15 protein-coding genes are annotated in these 16,666 nt (G+C 72.3%); 6 read left to right on the top strand and 9 right to left on the bottom strand.

From position 1 onward, the window contains the following. Window positions 1–138: 138 nt before the first annotated feature. Window positions 139–306: a hypothetical protein gene (locus WMF44_RS31095; protein WP_437293673.1), complete on the bottom strand. Its 168-nt coding sequence runs from the start codon at window positions 304–306 to the stop codon at window positions 139–141. On the opposite strand from WMF44_RS31095, the gene WMF44_RS31100 reads away from it, so the two are divergent. Next, window positions 305–1,171, top strand: a complete 867-nt coding sequence (locus WMF44_RS31100; RefSeq protein WP_437293674.1) for an oxygenase MpaB family protein — start codon at window positions 305–307, stop codon at window positions 1,169–1,171. The genes WMF44_RS31095 and WMF44_RS31100 overlap by 2 nt on opposite strands. A 153-nt stretch (window positions 1,172–1,324) precedes the next feature. Here the strand turns inward: WMF44_RS31100 and WMF44_RS31105 are convergent, their stop codons facing one another. Next, a complete protein-coding gene (locus tag WMF44_RS31105) occupies window positions 1,325–2,383 on the bottom strand; it encodes a serine/threonine-protein kinase (protein WP_437293675.1) in 1,059 nt (352 codons plus the stop codon). Between the two features lie 165 nt (window positions 2,384–2,548). Here WMF44_RS31105 and WMF44_RS31110 point away from each other — a divergent pair, with 165 nt between their 5' ends. Continuing rightward, window positions 2,549–3,580, top strand: a complete 1,032-nt coding sequence (locus tag WMF44_RS31110; RefSeq protein WP_437293676.1) for an isocitrate/isopropylmalate dehydrogenase family protein — start codon at window positions 2,549–2,551, stop codon at window positions 3,578–3,580. Between the two features lie 66 nt (window positions 3,581–3,646). Here WMF44_RS31110 and WMF44_RS31115 read toward each other — a convergent pair whose 3' ends face one another. From WMF44_RS31115 to WMF44_RS31125, 3 genes are all read right to left on the bottom strand, one after another. Continuing rightward, entirely contained in the window at window positions 3,647–5,407 is a 1,761-nt protein-coding gene (locus WMF44_RS31115; RefSeq protein ID WP_437293677.1) for an ATP-binding protein, read from the bottom strand. Window positions 5,408–5,523: 116 nt separating this feature from the next. Then, window positions 5,524–5,970 (bottom strand): gamma-glutamylcyclotransferase family protein, encoded by a 447-nt coding sequence (locus WMF44_RS31120; protein ID WP_437293678.1) that lies wholly within the window; start codon window positions 5,968–5,970, stop codon window positions 5,524–5,526. A gap of 796 nt (window positions 5,971–6,766) precedes the next feature. Continuing rightward, window positions 6,767–7,438 carry a DUF2378 family protein gene (locus WMF44_RS31125; protein WP_437301636.1) on the bottom strand — a complete coding sequence of 224 codons (672 nt, stop codon included), beginning with the start codon at window positions 7,436–7,438 and terminating at the stop codon, window positions 6,767–6,769. A gap of 555 nt (window positions 7,439–7,993) precedes the next feature. Here WMF44_RS31125 and WMF44_RS31130 point away from each other — a divergent pair. The 3 genes from WMF44_RS31130 to WMF44_RS31140 all read left to right on the top strand — a co-directional run bounded on the left by WMF44_RS31130 (window position 7,994) and on the right by WMF44_RS31140 (window position 9,649). After that, window positions 7,994–8,290, top strand: coding sequence for a hypothetical protein (locus WMF44_RS31130; protein WP_437293679.1), 297 nt, complete (start codon window positions 7,994–7,996; stop codon window positions 8,288–8,290). 39 nt (window positions 8,291–8,329) lie between these two features. Next, the gene (locus WMF44_RS31135) at window positions 8,330–8,725 is read left to right on the top strand and encodes a VOC family protein (RefSeq protein ID WP_437293680.1); all 396 of its coding nucleotides are present in this window, start codon (window positions 8,330–8,332) and stop codon (window positions 8,723–8,725) included. Window positions 8,726–8,911: 186 nt separating this feature from the next. Beyond that, window positions 8,912–9,649: a M15 family metallopeptidase gene (locus tag WMF44_RS31140; RefSeq protein ID WP_437293681.1), complete on the top strand. Its 738-nt coding sequence runs from the start codon at window positions 8,912–8,914 to the stop codon at window positions 9,647–9,649. 16 nt (window positions 9,650–9,665) lie between these two features. Here WMF44_RS31140 and WMF44_RS31145 read toward each other — a convergent pair whose 3' ends face one another. Both WMF44_RS31145 and WMF44_RS31150 read right to left on the bottom strand, forming a co-directional pair. Continuing rightward, window positions 9,666–10,154 carry an acyl-CoA thioesterase gene (locus WMF44_RS31145; RefSeq protein ID WP_437293682.1) on the bottom strand — a complete coding sequence of 163 codons (489 nt, stop codon included), beginning with the start codon at window positions 10,152–10,154 and terminating at the stop codon, window positions 9,666–9,668. A gap of 80 nt (window positions 10,155–10,234) precedes the next feature. Then, window positions 10,235–13,096, bottom strand: a complete 2,862-nt coding sequence (locus tag WMF44_RS31150; RefSeq protein WP_437293683.1) for an ATP-binding protein — start codon at window positions 13,094–13,096, stop codon at window positions 10,235–10,237. Window positions 13,097–13,138: 42 nt separating this feature from the next. Between WMF44_RS31150 and WMF44_RS31155 the strand changes: the two genes are divergently transcribed. Then, window positions 13,139–14,314 (top strand): hypothetical protein, encoded by a 1,176-nt coding sequence (locus WMF44_RS31155; RefSeq protein WP_437293684.1) that lies wholly within the window; start codon window positions 13,139–13,141, stop codon window positions 14,312–14,314. 16 nt (window positions 14,315–14,330) lie between these two features. Here WMF44_RS31155 and WMF44_RS31160 read toward each other — a convergent pair whose 3' ends face one another. Both WMF44_RS31160 and WMF44_RS31165 read right to left on the bottom strand, forming a co-directional pair. After that, window positions 14,331–14,957: a hypothetical protein gene (locus tag WMF44_RS31160; RefSeq protein ID WP_437293685.1), complete on the bottom strand. Its 627-nt coding sequence runs from the start codon at window positions 14,955–14,957 to the stop codon at window positions 14,331–14,333. A gap of 151 nt (window positions 14,958–15,108) precedes the next feature. Further along, the gene (locus tag WMF44_RS31165; protein ID WP_437293686.1) at window positions 15,109–16,440 is read right to left on the bottom strand and encodes a penicillin-insensitive murein endopeptidase; all 1,332 of its coding nucleotides are present in this window, start codon (window positions 16,438–16,440) and stop codon (window positions 15,109–15,111) included. Between the last annotated feature and the right edge of the window lie 226 nt (window positions 16,441–16,666).

A 16,666-nucleotide genomic window follows, 5' to 3' on the forward strand; every position in this document is an offset into this window, starting at 1 on the left:
CGGGCGAAAGCGGGTCCGAGAGCCGAGCGCGAGACCGAGCTGATCGAGCGCCCCGGCGCCGCGCTGCCCGGCCCTCCCCGCGGCCTCGCCGCGCGGAGCCTGGCCAGCCGGCTCGCCCGGCGCGGGCCCGCCGCCGCATCACACCTCGTCATCACGGCGCGCCACGGTGGACCGCACCTCACCTCGTGTCGCCACGCTCGCCACGATCGACGGCTTCATCTGTTCAGCGATGTTTCCGCCAGGATGCGCGATGCATGATAGAAATGGACGCGTCATCGGGCGGATACACATCAGGAGATCTTCCATGCGCTGGGCCCCTCCCGAATCGCGATCGCGCTATGCGATCCGCGACCATATCGAAGCAAACCTGGATCCGGTCGAGGATCATCAGGAGATCGCATTTCTCTCGACGTGCTATGATTTCCCGTGGGACACGCAGCGCGCCCTCGAGCTCGCGCTGTTCCGTGTCTTCGGGATCGCCAAGGGCACACCTCTCCTGGTGCAGACAGGGGAGTTCCTCCAGCGCGCCCAGAAGCGCTACGACGACACCGTCCTCATCCTCTCCGAGATGTTGGAGAACGGATACGACAGCGAGCGCGGCCGGGCGGCGCTGCGGCGCATGAACCGGCAGCACGGGCGTTACGCCATCCCGAACGACGAGTACCTGTACACGCTGTCGACGTTCATCTTCGAGCCCATCCGCTGGAACGAGCGCTTCGCCTGGCGCGCGCTGCTCGAAAAGGAGAAGCTCGCGGCCTACCACTACTGGAAGCAGGTCGGGACGCTGATGAACATCAAGGATATCCCGCCGAGCTACGAGGCGTTCGAGCGGTTCAACCTCGATTACGAGGCGGAGCACCTGCGGTTCTCGGAGGACAACCGGAAGCTCGCCGTCGCGACGCGGGATCTCGTGCTGGGCTGGGCGCTGCCGAGAGCGCTATGGCCGCTCGGGGCGCCGGTCATCCATGCGATGATCGATGATCGTATGCTCGACGCCGTCGGGCTGCCGCGGCCTCCGCCCGGGCTGCGCAACCTCGTGCAGGCGGCGCTCCGCGCGCGCGGCCCGCTCTTGCGGGCCATGCCGCGCCGGCGCTCGCCGCGCCTGCTCACTCGGCTGAGGAACCGCACGTACCCGGACGGCTACCGTATCGAGGATCTCGGCGCGCGGTGACGAGCGCAGCTCCACGGGCCGACGAGCCCAGGCGCCGCGCCGGGCGAGCGGCTGCCCGCCGGCTCAAGGCTGCCCGCCGGCTCAAGGCTGCCCGCCGGCTCAAGGCTGCCCGCCGGCTCAAGGCTGCCCGCCGGCTCAAGGCTGCCTGCCGGCTCAAGGCAGCTGGCGCCGTAGGAACTTGAGCGCCTCCCGGGCAGCGCGGTTCACCGGCTCGTAGACGTCCGGGGTCGTCCTGAGCGGCGCGCCGATCGGCTCGCCCGGGCGGACGCCGAGGATGCGCTCGACGTCCTCCAGGAGCGATTGCATCGAGTCGTAACGGTTCCCGGGGGCCTTGCGGAGCGCGGTGGCGACAAGCGCCTCGAGGCGCCGATCGATGCCGGGCCGGATCGAGCTGAGCCGGGGGGCCGGGGTGCAGGCGTGCTGGGCGACGACCACCACGTCGTCCGGCGAGGAGAACGGCAGCTGGCCGGCGAGCATGCGGAACATGGTGACGCCGAGGGCATAGATGTCGGTGCGGCCGTCGATGGGATCGGCGAGGGCCTGCTCCGGCGCCATGTAGGGGACCGTGCCCAGCACGAGACCGGCGGCGGTGGTGGGGCCCGTCTTCAGCTTCGCGAAGCCGAAATCCATCATCTTGAGCACGCGCGGGCCGCCCGCGGCGCGGACGAGGAACAGGTTGTCCGGCTTCACGTCGCGGTGGATGACGCCGGCCGCGTGCGCCGAGGCGAGCGCCGACGCCGCCTGCCGTATCAGCGGGAGCGCGACGGCCTCGCTCACGGCCACCTCGCGGCGGAGCAGGACGCCGAGCGACTCGCCGGTGAGCAGCTCGAGCACGATGAACGGGGACCCGTCCTTGCGCTCGCCCGCGTCGAGGACCCGGACGATGTTGGGGTGCCCGAGCTCGGCCGCCACCTCGAGCTCGCGGAGGAACCGCTCGCGCTGGCCCCGATCGGCGGCGAAGCTCCGGTTCAGGATCTTGATCGCGACCTGCTCCTTCGTGCGGCTATCCGCCGCGAGGTACACGCGCGACATGCCGCCGGCGCCGATGAAGCCCTGGATCACATAGCGATCCTCGAGGACGGCGCCGAACTGCCGCGTCGGCTGCGCCGGCGGCGGCGCGGCCGACAGCGACTGGACGAGGCGCGCGCCGTCGTCGGGGCAGAAGCCGTACGAGCGATCGGTGTACGCGCGGTGGCAGCGCGGGCAAATCATGGGACCCGGGTCATGATGGCGGCGGGGGCGGGGATCCTCAAGGGACTTGCGGGCGGGCGGCGCGCGGCGCCGCTCCCGGCGAGGTGGATCGCGGCGCGCACCTCGGCTATGCGTGCGCCTTTCCTCGTCGACGCGACGATTCACCCCGAGATCGAGAGACAGCCCGTGACCTCACAGAAGCACCCTGCGACCCTCATCCCCGGCGACGGCATCGGCCCCGAGATCGTGGACGCGACGCTGCGCGCCCTCGACGCGCTCGGCGCGCCTTTTGAATGGGAGACGTGCGTGGCCGGCATGGCCGGCGTCAAGGAGGCGGGCGACCCGCTGCCGCGGGCCACGCTCGACAGCATCCACCGCACGCAGCTCGCGCTCAAGGGGCCGCTCGAGACGCCGATCGGCGGCGGGTACCGCTCGTCCAACGTGCGCCTGCGGCAGGAGTTCAAGCTGTTCGCCAACGTGCGCCCCGCGCGGACGCTGATCCCGGGCGGCCGCTTCGAGAACATCGACATCGTGCTCGTGCGGGAGAACCTCGAGGGCCTCTACGTGGGCTTCGAGCACTACATCCCCATCGGCAGCGACGAGCAGGCGGTGGCGATCGGCTCCGGCGTGAACACCCGGGTCGGCTCGCGCCGCATCGCCGAGTTCGCCTACGACTACGCCGAGAAGAACGGCCGCAAGAAGGTCACCATCGTCCACAAGGCGAACATCATGAAGGCGCTCACGGGCATCTTCCTGGAGACGTCGCGCGAGGTGGGCAAGGGCTACGAGGGCCGCGTGGCGACCGACGAGCGGATCGTGGACGCGTGCGCGATGCAGCTCGTGCTGAACCCGTGGCAGTTCGACGTCATCGTCACGACGAACCTCTTCGGGGACATCCTCTCGGACGAGATCGCGGGCCTCATCGGCGGCCTCGGCATGGCGCCGGGGGCGAACATCGGCCAGCACGCCGCGATCTTCGAGGCGGTGCACGGCTCGGCGCCGGACATCGCCGGCAAGGGCGTGGCGAACCCGATCGCGCTCATGCTCGCCGCCGCGATGATGCTCGACCACGTGGGCCACCGGGAGCTCGCCGTCCGCCTGCGCGCCGGCATCGACGGGGCGCTGAACCAGGACGGGGTCCGCACCCGCGATCTCGGCGGCAAGGCGGACACGAAGGCGCTCACCGACGCCATCGTGGCGCGCATCAAGAACGGCTGAGCGGGCGACGTCGTCACGGCTGATCTCGCGCCTTCGCCGCGGCGCAGGCCGCGGCGGCCCGCGGGGTCAGCCGCCGCGCGAGAGCGGGAGCGTGAAGTGGAAGGACGTCGTCTCGTCCGGCTCGCTCTGCGCCCAGATCCTGCCTCCGTGCGCCTCGACGATGCCCTTGCAGATGTAGAGCCCGAGGCCCGTGCCGGGCGGGCGGCTCCTCGATGGATCCGACGAGAGCCGCTGGAAGCGCTGGAACAGCCTCGGCAGCTCGTCCGGGGAGATCCCGGGCCCGCGGTTCTCGATGGCGACCTCGAGCTCGGCGTCGCGGAGAGAGAGCGTCACGCGGATCGGCGCGTCGGGGTCGCCGTACTTGGCGGCGTTGAGAAGGAGGTTTCCGAGCACCTGGTCCATGCGCGCCGCGTCCGCGTGGACGGGCGGCACGTCCTCGTCGGCGGTGAGCACGACGGCGCGGTCCGGCCGCTCCGCAGCCGCGAGCTCGACGGCGGCGTGGAGGAGGGCGCGCAGATCGGTCGGCCGCCGCTCGAGGGAGAAGCGCCGCGCCTCGAGCTTGGAGGCGTCGAGCAGGTCCCCGGTCATCCGCTCGAGCCGCTGGACGCTGGCGAGGATCTTCCCGCTCCACGCCTGGATCCTGGCGTCCTCGGATCGGCGCGACAGCATGCCCGCGCACGCGGCGATCGCGGTGAGCGGCTGCTTGAGATCGTGCGCCACGATGGAGAGCCATTCCTCGCGGAGCCGCTCGCGCTCCATGAAATGGGTGACGTCTTCGTAGCTGGCGATGGCCCCGAGGATCTCACCCTGGTCGTCGCGTACGGGGCCTGCGCTCACCACGACGGGGATGGTGCTCCCGTCGGCCCGCTGGAGGTACAGCTCGGCGCAGATCGTCCCCTCGCCGCGCGCCGCGCGGACGAGGGGCATCTCGTGGTGCGAGAGCGGCCGTCCGGTCGGCTCGCACAGGCGCGCGTACTGGGCGGCCCCGAACGCCGTGAGGGGGTGAGGGCCGGCGCAGAGCTGCTTGCAGCGGCGGCTCGCGACGAGCGAGTGTCGTCCGCGCTCATCGAAGACGGCGATGGCAACGGGGAAGTCCTCGATGATGCTGCGCAGCCACTGCTGCTCCGCCGCGAGCCGGTCCTCTGCCTCCCGGCGCGCGGTCTGGGCGTCCCGGAGGAGGGCCTCGGCGCGCTGCTGCGCCGGCGAGCTCGCGCCGCCAGCGTCGTCGAGCCCGCGGTGGTGGCGCTCGGTTCGCTGTTCGCCCTCGCGCTCGACGGACCCGAGGGCGAGGGCGAAGAGGGCGCCGAGCGCCTGGACGCGCGGGATGAGCTCGTGCGGGGGCGGGCTGCGTCCGCCGAAGGCGCAGGTGAGGACGCCCAGCGGCCGCCCGGCGCCGAGCAGGGGCGCGGCCAGAACCCAGCACGGCCTCAGGCAGGCGTCGATGGCGCGGACGTCGAAGAGGCGCTCGATGGCCGCCGCGTCCGCCGCGGTGTGCTCGATGCGGCAGCTCTCTGCGGCGCGCAGGACGAGGGACGGGGTGCTCGTGAGATCGTCGAGCGCGCCGGCGAGCGCGCCGGGCAGGCCGGAGGAGGCGAGCAGGCGGACGTGGAGCGCCCGCTCGGCCGGCGAGCGCGCCCCGTGGAGGAGCGCGATGTCGGCGCCGAGCAGCCGGACCGCCTGCTGGACGATGGTATCGTGGATCTGCTGCGGGCCGAGCTTCCCGGCGAGCGCAGCGCATGCCTCGACGACCGCCTCTGCCAGCTGGGCCGCGGGAGCGAGCTCTCCGTTCGCGGCGGAGAGCTGGTCGTTCGCCGAGATCGTCGTCACGCGTCCCTCGAGGCCTTTGGCCTAGCACCTGCTGGCGGAGGTGCCGCTCGAGCGGACGGGCTGACGTACCGGTCGAGCGGAGCGGCCGAGCGGGCGGAGGCTTGCGTGAGTGGCTCTCATCGGGGGGGCGGGTCGAAGCGGCGCTTTGCCCAGCTCACGAGCGGGCTGTTGTCCCGGGCCCGCACGGCGCCGGGCGCGCCGCGGCGCTTCCGCCAGTCGCCCTCGCGGACGCGCCGGCACCCGGCCGCCTGCTCCATCGAGAGGAGGTATGCCTGGGCTTCCCGCCCGCCGGCGAGGCGGATGGGGGCTCGCCGGTGCAAGATCGGGTGTCCCCGGTGGACGTCGAGCGCGGCGAGCGCGGCCGGCGCGATGGCGTAGAGCTCGCCGGTCACGGCGACGAACCCGCCTTGGACGAGGGCGCCGGTCGTGCCCAGATCGACGAGCGCGTACTCGGGGGTCGTGGTCGCCTCTCCGAGCGGGCGGGCTGTCGCGAGCCATTCGTGCTGCTCCTCGCCCTTCATGAGGTTATCGTAAACGAAGAGCACCATCTCATGGGTCGTCATTGGCGTGGTCCTCGGGATGGGCTCTGCCGCCCGGCTCCGACGCTCGCAAAGCGAGGGCGCGAGCGCAAGGCTGCTCGGAGCGACGCTGGCGAGCCGCGGCAAAACTGTAGCCCCAGAGGAATCTTGCACCTGCCCGCCTCTGGAGAGCTGCGGTTCTTGTGGAGGACCCGTCAATTCCAAGGCGCATCCACCGCGGTCGACAGTGTCCCATGCTCGCTTGACGCTCGCGTTCGATGAGAGTTCGAGCGCAATTTTACGCAGCAGCCCGATATTCACCTGCCCGGCGCGAATGCGGCTTTCATCCAGCCGAGCATTCCCCGTCTCGAGAGGCGACCTCGATCAACATCGATTCTCGATCAGCTCGTGTCGAAACGATGATCTTTATGGTCGCCGATTCCGTTGAGACGCCCGCGAGCCGACTCCACTCGCCGTGATTCGATAGATCTTGAACTGCCCGCCCTGATGCACCGGCCTTACCGGAAGACGCGCATCGACGTCGGGCCTCCTCGCTCCCCCTCCCCCCACCACCGTAGCGCCGGCGGGAGGGTCCACGCGGCGGGGGCGGGTGGGCGCGTCGAGCACCGACCGAGGTGCCATAAGGTCGCAGCGGGCTCCACGTCTCAGGCGCGCCTTGTGTGGCGCGCACCATAACGTCCCAGCCGGCATGACCCGAAGGGAGACATGCCGGGTGGTGTTCTCAGCGCAAGCGCCTCGCCCCCTGTCTTGGCGGATGGCCGAGCGCCCACCCGCCCCCGCCGCGTGGACCCTCCCGCCGGCGCGGGCACCAGCTCGGGGCCTACCAGCTGACCAGGAACTGAAGCGTCTCCGCCCCCCGCACCTCGACCGAGATGGTCGGCTTGGCGCCGTACCCCATGACGAGCGCCTCGAAGTTCCCCAGCGGGTACTCCAGCGTACCGCGGTGGCTGCTGATGTCGATCTGCACCTCCGACGGCCCCAGCTGCCGCGCCCTGGCCAGCGGCCCCTTCACGAGAGCGCCAAGGCTGCCCGTGTAGCGCATCAGCGCGGCGCCCGGGTCGGTCGCGAGGTGCATCGTGATCCGGCCGAGCGCGCTTTCCCTGAAGGCCCCGACCTGCTGCCGCGCGAGGCGACGGTAGCCTTCCCGCGAGCTCCGGTTCGGGTGCGAGAGTCGCGCAGCCGCGTCGTAGAGGCGCAAGAAGTCGCGCGTCGGATAGTCCGAGAACGGCAGGTAGAGCCCACCCCTCGGCGGGCTCGACAGCGTCGACACCACCTGCGCGAAACGCTCCCCGAGCGTCGCCGCCAGCGCGTTGAAGAACATCCCCTTCATCGCGTAGGACTCGGGGACCCCCGCCACCACGGCGTCGATGTCGATGTTGCCGAGGAGCGGATCGGAAGGACGCACCTCGAACGAAGCTCCGTTCGGCCCGACAAGCAGCCCCTCCGTGGACGGTGCGCTCGGCGGCGCGACGCTTCGGGTCACGGCGCGCATGACACCGCTCTTGGGGATGGGCGTCTCGTTCGCTTGCCGGCGCTGGTCGCTGCGGACCTCTTTCATAGGGAGCTCGCCGCAAAAAAAAGACTCAACACAAAGGCCGCTTGCGGCAACCACCGCAGCGAAGGGCACACGACACACCTAGCAACGGCCATGCCGACCCTTCACCGAACGAGTCACCGCGTGAACAGGGGGTTCATGCCAGATTTCCCTTGCATGGATGAAACGCTGGTTCAGCGGTGCAACCGCGCGGAGACGACCGGGACGGTGTTCATCTCCGCTCAGGCCGCCCCACGCGTCTGCGGCGGCACACACCCGCCAGCGCCCCGAGCGGAAGGAACACCGCGTCAACGCGCCGTGAGGCCCGCGTCAATATGCCTCGAGGCTCGCCTCGATGTGCCTTGAGGTTCGCATCGATACGCCTCGAAACTCGCCTCGACGCGCCGTGAGGCTCGCCTTGACGCACCGGGAGCGCCGAGCGCGCGGAGAGCTCCGCGCTCGCCATGGACGCACCTCGGCCCTGAAGAACCGTCGAGCGGCGGCGAGCATCGCGTGCGCCTGCCCACGATGAACCGGGTGGGCGTCGAGGTGGACCTGCGCGCTCCCCACGCGCTCGACCTGGACGTGGGGCGCGTGCAGAAGCCGCACTCCGCCGCGCAGAAGCCGCACTTCGCCGCGCAGAAGCCGCACTTCGGCGTCGAGCGTGGGCAGCCTCTGGTTCGACCAGGCGTCGCGCTCTGCCATCCATCGAAGCGTGGTGAGGGGTTCACGCGCGAGAGCTCCGCGCCTCGCTCGCGCCGTCCATCGAGAGAGGCTGCTGACCGGACGCTGTCAGCAGCGCCGCCCTAGGATGCCGGCGCGTGGGGCAGGACCCCCGAGGAGGATCTCATGAACACAGGACTGGGTGGCGTGATCGTCTATGTGCCCGACGCGGTGGAGGCCGCGGCGTTCTACGAGCGCGCGTTCGGCTTCGAGCGCAGCTTCGTCTCCAGCGACAACGAATACTGCGAGCTGAAGGGCAGGGTGCCGCTCGGGTTCGTTCAGGAGGACTTCGCCCAGAAGGGCCTCCCGGAGCTCGCGAAGAACAGGCCGGGCGAGCGCCCCGCCGGGTTCGAGATCATCGTCACCAGCGAGGACGTCGACGCGGCGTTCGCGCGCGCCGTGAAGGCCGGCGCAGCCCCCGTGTCGGAACCCCACGACAAGCCGTGGGGCCAGCGCGTCTCCTACGTGCGCGATCCGAACGGCGTCCTCGTGGAGATCTGCTCGCCCTGGACCTCTCCATGAGCTCGCCGCGGCTCACCTCATGAGCTCGCCGCAGCTCACCCCATGAGCCGACACCGACCGTGCGATCGCGAGCGACGCGGCGCCGCCCGCCGCAAGAGTGCGCTCGTGCCCCTGACGGTGCTTCTCCTGACAGGCTTTTACGGCAAGTCCTTGCCGCGCCTGACGCGGCCTGCTTAACCTCCGGCCGTGAACGCGAACGGACGGACACGGGTGCACCTGCTCGTGGCAGCAGCGATCGCCCTGCTCGCGGCCGGCCCCTTGGGGCTCGGCGGCGGGCCCGTCGCGGAAGCCAAGGAGCCGGCCCGGGGAAAGAAGGCGAAGAGCTACGAGTGCCGCGTCCAGAGCCCGCAGAAGTTCCTGAAGCGGCGCACCTTCGTCCAGAAGGGGATGCTCAACCCGAAGAAGCACGCCAAGGCGGTCCGCTACCTCGCCGAGCACTACGGCCACGTCGAGACCGAGGAGACGCGGCGCCACAACTCCGAGAGCGCGCACTCCCAGGCGACGACCGTGAAGTTCATGGGCCTCCCGCTCTCCATCCACGAGAAGATCGCGCCCGCGCTCCACTGCGTCGAGAAGCGGATCCGCTCGACGTGCACCCGAAAGTCCCGCCGCTACACGCCGCGCGCGGTCGGCGGGTTCCGCACGGCGAACAGCTACCGCGGCGCCGAGATCTCGAACCACCTCTTCGGCATCGCCATCGACATCGATCCCGACCGGAACCCGTGCTGCGGCTGCGTCGACCCGTGGCCCACGAGCCCGCTGTGCCAGGAGAAGAAGCGCACCGCCTACGAGCGCACGGCCCTGTCCCGCTGCTGGATCAAGGCGTTCGAGCGCTACGGCTTCGACTGGCTCGGCCACGACGACCTCGAGGACACGATGCACTTCGAGTTCCTCGGGAATCCCGACCGGTTCAAGAAGAAGTAGCGCGCGGCGATCACGCTCACGCGCCGCGGCCGCCCCCGCGCCGCGAGAGCCGCCGCGCGCGCCGCTCCGCCGCGGCCTCGGCGAGGCGGCGATCGTCGTCCGTCTCGAGGAGGATCGGCGGCACCGAGGTCGGCCTGAGCGACGCGTCGACGGCCACGAACGTCACGAAGGCCGTGACCATGGGCCAGATGGCGCCCGTCATCGCGTCCTCCCCCTCGACCGACACGAGGATCTCGAGCGACGTGCGGAAGGTCGCCGTCACCCGCGCGGCCAGGCGGACGACCTGACCGACCTTGATCCCGTGATCGAACGAGAGGTCGTCGATGCCTGCGGTGACGACCGCGCTGCCTGTGTGCCGCTGCGCGCAGATGGCGGCGCACAGGTCGATCCACGCGAGCACCTGCCCGCCGAAGATCGAGCCGAGCGCGTTCGCGTGCGTCGGCAGGACGTACTCGGTCATCGTCGTGACCGACTCGGAGACGCGCTTCTCGTGCGGGGCCTTCATCACCCGGCATGCGTATCACGGGCGCCCCCCCGCGCCAGAGCACGCCGGCCCGCCCGGCCTCAGCTGGAGGTCGCCCGGCCTCAGCTGGAGGTCGAGGCCCTGCCCGGGCTCGGGAACGACGGCTCTTCGGGGGCCTGCGAGCGGCCAGGGCTCGCGCTGACCGACGACTTCGTGGGGACCGACTGGCCCGGCGGGCCCGTCGGGAGCGTGGGCTCGTCCTCCAGGCGCACCGACGTGACCTTCAGCCGCGCGAAGATCGCCTCGGCCTTCTCGTTCATCGCCACCGCCTCGCGCCGCGCCGCCATGTTCGCCACGAAGCTGCGATCGGTCGTCAGGAACCGCGCGTAGGCCTGGAACGTGCGCGCGAGCTCGAGCTCGTTCCCCGTCTCCTCGAAAATGCTCACCGAGCGCGCGAAATAGGCGCGCGCGCTCTTCGTGTGCGCGCTGCCCCAGCCGCCCGCCGCCGTGATCTCGCCGAGCGTCCGGAGCGCGATGCCGAGGTGCACCTTGCTCCGGACCGAGGCGAACAGGTCCACCGCCCGGCTGATCGAGTCGCGCGCCTTCTCCAGATCGCCCCGGAGCATGTAGGCCTTCCCGAGGGCGCGCCGCGCCTCGGCCAGGCCGAGCCGGTCGCCGAGCTCGTCGCAGAGCTCCTCGGCCTGCTGCAGCACGCGCACCGCCTCGTCGGGATCGCCGCTCCGGTAGAGCGTCCCGCCGATGTTCGTCAGGATCAGCGCCGTCCGGTTGCGATCGCCGACCTGCCGCGCCACCTCCAGCGCCTCCTCGAAGAGCTCGAGGGCGTGGCGGTGATCGCGCTGGTCCTGCGCGATCATGCCCAGGTTGTTCAGGCTCATCACGACGCCGAGCAGGTCCGAGATCTCGCGCCGGATCGCGAGCGACCGCTCGAACGTGTTGAGCGCCTGCTTGAACTCGCCCGAGTCCTGCAGGGCGAGGCCGAGGTTGTTCAGCGACAGCGCGATCGAGCGGCGATCCCCCATCCGCTCGCGGCGGGCGAGCGCGTCGCGCAGCCATTTCAGCGCCTCCTGGTACTCGCCCCGGAGCCAGTGCAGCTTGCCGATGTCGTCGATCGTCGAGGCGATCCCCCGCTCGTCCCGCGCGCCCTCGAAGAGGCGGAGCGCTGTCGTGAGGTGCTTGCCGGCCTCGTCGAGCGAGCCGCTGTCGCGGTAGAGCCGCCCGATGCGGTTGTGCGCGGCCCCGCCCTTGCGCCGGTTGTCGAGCCGGTAGGCGAGCGTCAGCATCTCGCGGAACGCGGCGAGCGCGTCGTCGATGCGCCCGGCGAGCTGGAGGACGTCGCCGTAGTCGTGGAGCGCGTCGATGCGCCGCGCGACGTGCGCGTCGCCGAGCAGCGAGAGCCCGCGCGCGTAGTACTCCGCCGCCTTCGCGTTCGAGTAGCGCCCGCGCGCCACGTCCCCGGCGTCGAGCAGCGAGAGCCCCGCCCGCACCGCGTCGCCGATGCGCTCGCGGTGCGTCGCGAGCTCGGCGAGGAGCTCCTCGCTCGCGCGCACCGCCACCTGCTGCTCCAGCCACTCGGCGATCGCGTGGTGGTACCGCCGCTGGGCCGCGGCGCTCATCCGCTTCTGGAGCGCCTCGCGCTCCTTGGCGTGCACGAACACGTACTCGTCCGAGCCCGCGAAGCTCGACTCGCTCTGCTTGCGCAGGTAGCCGCGGTCGCACAGCGAGCGCAGCGCGGCGTTGATCCGGTCGAGATCCTTGTCGCTCTGCTCCTCCCCCCACAGGTCCGGGGCCTGGCTGCCGGCCCTGCCGAGGACGAACAGCGCGCCGCTCCAGAACACAGGGCCGATCGTCGCGGCCTGCTCGAGCAGCTGCCGGCCGTCGTGATCGAGCGCGGCGAGGCGGACGTTCACGGCGTCCTCGACCGTCATCGGCAGGCGCGCCGTCGACAGCTTCCCGAGGTGCACGCGCCAGCGCGGCCCGCCCGCGGAGTCGGGCGAGAGCTCCTCGATCACGCCCTGCTCGTGGCAGATGGCGACCATCTGCTCGAGCAGCGCCGGGTTGCCGTTCGCGAAGGAGCAGGCCGCCTCGACGAGCTCCGACGGTACGCCCGGCTGGGAGTGCGGCTCGGCGCGCCTAACGTCGACGACGTCGTCGACGTCGACGACGTCGATGATGACGATATCGTCGCTCCCGCGCGGCGCGCAGGGCGCGAGCAGCGCCCTCGCCATCTCCGCCGCGGCGGCCTCGCCGAGCGGCGTGAGCTCGAGGAGCGCGTGGCGCCGGTCGCCGACCTTGCCCCAGTCGTCCTGGCGGGTGAGCAGCTCCGGGCGGGCGGCGCAGACGATCAGGACCGGGCCCGTGAGGTACTCGATGAGGTAGCGCAGGAGCGCGAGGGAGTCGTCGTGGGCCGCGTGGAGGTCCTCGAAGATGAGGCACAGGGGGCCGTGGACGGCGTCCGCCTCGAGGAACGCCTTCAGGACGGCGCGGCGGATGAGGTCGGCCTGCGCGGGATCGTCCTGCACCGCGCGGGTGAGCGGGCTGTCGCCGAACGCGAGCCCGATGAACTGGCCGAGGAAGTAGATGACGTCGCCGACCTTGCGGTCGCCCATCACGTGCGCGACCTGCGAGCGGACCTCGGCGCGGGCCGCGTCCTTGTCCATGCCGTCGGAGAGGCCGAAGCGGGCGCGCAGGAGCCGCGTGAAGACGCCGTACGCGGACGCCATGTCGCCGGCGCTGCCCGAGGTGACGCGCAGCGCGGCGGAGCCCTGGCGCCGCCGCTCGAGGAGCTCGCGCACGAGCCTGCTCTTGCCGATGCCCGGCGGGCCGACGAGCGTCACGGTCCGCGTGGAGCGCTCCTGCTCCACCGCGTCGAGCGCGCGGGCCAGCGCCGACAGCTCCGCCTCGCGCCCGATCAGCGGCGCGAGGGCGGGCGGCGCCGCGCCAATTGCACTGTCCTCTCGGCTCATCTCCTGGCCTCCACGTCCCCGGGTGCCGCAGCGCCGGACACGATGTCCGGAGCCTATACCAGGTTCGGCTTCGGTGGCGTGTGCGGTAAGCTGCCGGGCGTGGACGGCGAGGGCACGGGGACGTCGGTGAGCACGGCGCGCAGCGCCGCGGAGATCCGCGGGCGCATCTCGGCTTGCTTCAGCCTGGCCGAGCTGCGCCGCTTCGCGGAGGAGCTCGGCGTGCCGGACATCCCCTGGGAGCGGGGGATCCAGGCAGCGGCGCACGAGCTCGTCCGGCGCTTCGAGCAGCGGCGCGAGCTCGGGCCGCTCGTCGAGCGCCTCCGCGTCGCGAGGCCGCTCGTGGAGTGGCCCGACACGCCGACGGTGCCGTCCGCCGCGTCGAGCGAACCGGCGCACACCGACATCCCCAGGCCGGCGCCGCTGCCGAACCTCTCGCCGATGGTGGTCCCATCACCTCCCCTGGAGGTCGCGACGCTGGCGCCGCCGGCGATCACGCCTACCCCGCGGACACCGAACGTCACCGGGCCGCAGCCCGCGAATGCGCGGCCGCCCGGCGCCGCGGGGCCGGCGCAGCTCCCGGCCGGCTCCCCGCCCGCCGGCGCGCCGGCGCGCCGGCCGCGCCGCATCGACTCGCGGCTCGCGCTCACCGCCCTGGGGCTCGTGGCGGCCAGCCTCATCGTGGCCTTCCTCATCGGCAGGGCGTCGAGCGCGCCGGGCGACGACGCGGCGCGCGGGAGCGCCGCGTCCGCGAGCGCCGCGCAGAAGGGCGCGCCACCGCCAGCGGCGCGGCCGGACGGGGTCGCGTCACGCGCAGCCGCCGCGATCGACCACGGGATCGAGAGCCTGGCGCGGGCGTGCGAGATCCCGCCTGGCTCGGCGGAGGACGTGATGCGCCGCGCCTTCGAGCGCTGCGGGCCGTCGCCCGCCTCGGCGGGGCACCGGGCGACGCCGGCGCAGCGGAGCGATCCGCCTGCCGCACAGGCGCCGGGCGCGCTGCCGGCGTCTCCAGGGGCGGGGCCGCGTGCGGCGGCCGCGACCGGCCCTGCGCCCGCCGGCGGCAATGCCGGGTGCGTCGGGGCGTGCGAGCGGCGACACCAGGCGTGCAGGGCGACGCAGTGCGGTAAAGAGCCCACGCAGAGCACGCAGTACCAGCGTTACCAGGGCTGCCTGTCGGATTGTCTGGAGCAGGCGTCCAAGTGCCGCCTCGGCTGCCTCTGAGCCTCAGGGTGACGCGTCAGAGCGACGGCCGGCTGCGGCGCATCACGTTGACCGTGACGGTCGGCTCGTGCTCGGGGCAGCCGGTGCGACCGGCCTGGCTCGGGTCGAAGTCGATGCGAAAGCAGGTCTTGCAGACGCAGAGATAGGCGTCGTGGAACTCGCGGAAGTTGAGGATGTCCGCGGCGAAGAGGCTGAGGACGATGTCGCTGAGCAGGTCTTCCTCGCGCGGGCACGGCTCCCACGGCCCGAGGCCTCCGTCGCGGCGCACGCGCCCGCTGTCGATGGCCGCCGCGAGGAAGCGATCGTCCGCGGCGGGCGGCACGAAGGCGCGAAGCGAGGCGAGCACCCGGAGCCGCGCCGCGTCGACGAGCTGCTCGATCTCGAACACATCCGGGGCCGCCGGGGCCTGAGGGCCGAGCGCCACCTGCTTGGAGAAGCCCTCGGTCACGTAGCCCGGTCGCTGCATCCTCCCGGCTGCCACGAGGTGCTTCTCGAACCAGATCGCGAGCGCCGCCGCGCTCCGGGGAGGCCTGCCGACGAACGTGAGCGCCGCGAGCAGCGCGCGGCGCTCGTGATCGCCGGCGACGAGCGATGCCGCGGACGGCAGCGTGGGAATCGAGGCGTGGGAGTCCTCTTGCGGCATGAACACCCCTTTGCTCCGCCCCAGTCTGCCCGAGGTCTTCTCTCGGGGTCCAGGCGCGATGGCGCCCCGGTCGGAGATTGCGGAACTTCCTGCGATGCGTCGCGTTACCGGCTCTTTTGCCGCTTTTTTGTAGTGAACGGCGCGCGGCGGATCAGTCCGTGATCTTGAGCGCTCCGCTGTCGTCGAGCGCGCCGCTCGCGTCGGCGCCGTCCGAATCTGCCTCGATCTCCGCCTCGGACGCAGCGGGACGCAGGAACGACAGATCGAGGCCGCCCATGGGCTGCTGTGCCGCCGCACGCGTGGCGGCGAGCGGCAGCGCCTTGTCGTCCGCGGCGGCATGCGGGGCGGCGCGGCGCGCTTCCCGTTCAGGTCGCTTGTCGTCGCGGCGCGAGGGCTGCGCCGGGTCGCGCCGGTCGGCGCGGGGCCGCTCCGGCGCGGGCGCCGCGGCGGCCTTCGGCGGGCGCGCGGCCTCCGCGCGCGCGGGCGGAGGCGGAGTCCGGAGCGCCCTGTCCGTCTTCCTTGCCGTGCGCGCGCGGGCGCGGGCGCGGGAGGGGGCGCGGGAGGGGGCGTTCTTCGCGAGCTCGATGCAGCTGCCGCGCATGGCCGCGGGGCAGGAGATGCGCACGTGCATGTGGTCGTCGTGCGACTCGGCGCCCGTGGGCTGCATCATCGCGAGCTGCGCGCGGACGATCAGCGCGCGGGAGACGCCGATCCGCTTGGCGTGGGCGATCAGCGCGGACCGGAGCGGATCGGAGATGAAGATGTGGCTCACGCGGGCGCGAGGATCGGTGAGCAGGTGCTGGACGAGCAGCCAGTTGCGCGGCAGGTCGAAGCGGGCCCCGGGCACGTTGGTCGAGGCGAGCCGGGCGTCGAACCGGAGGAAGATCGGCGCGTGGACCTGCTTGCCGCGCGCGTCGAGCGCGTAGAAGCCGAGGTCGACGTCGCGGCCGCTCTCGTGGGAGTTGTGGCGGTGGACCTCGCCGCCGCGCTGGCGCGACAGGTCGCCGACGTCGAGCACGGCGCCCGGGAAGCGCTTGGCCACGCCGCGCGCCGAGCGCTCGATCATGCCGACGAGCGCCGGTAGACCCCAGCGGACGTCGGCGCGGGCATAGGCGGGCACGACGCGGATGTCCTTGCGCGAGGTGTCGAGCCGCACGCCGCCCTCGAGGCGCCCTTCGTTGGGATGGCCGACCGACGAGGCGGGCGCCTTGGGCGCGGCCTTCTCCCTGGCCGGCCCCGACGATCGCGGGCCCGCGTCGCCGGCGCGGGGGCGGTGGCCCTTGCTCTCGTCCTTCGCGAGCCGCGCGCGCGGCGCGCGCTTCGTCGCCCCGCGCGCCTTGGCTGCAGCGGCGTCCCGCGGCTTTGCTTCCGCGGTGGGGCGCGCGTGCGAGCGCGCCGGCGCATCCGGCGCCGCGGCGGCCGTCTGGGAGCCGGACAGGGAGAGCGCCAGGATCGTGAACAGCACGGAGAGCGGTCGAGGCACACCGGTCCGTTACGGGGTTTCGGCGGGCCGGGCCAAGAAGCCGGCGCCGCATGGCACGAGCGCCGCATGCACCCCGGACACACGCGAGGTTCCCGTCGCCCGCCGGTAGAGCGGCCGAGAAGCGCGGATCACCTCGTGACGCCGCGCCGCGGCCGGCGCCGCCCGGCCCCTGTGCCGCGCTGCGGCGCCGGCGCCACGGCATGTCGCGGTGGCAGCGGAGGCTTTT

The organism is Sorangium sp. So ce426, from assembly GCF_051475585.1.
GTDB lineage: Bacteria > Myxococcota_A > Polyangia > Polyangiales > Polyangiaceae > Sorangium > Sorangium cellulosum_B.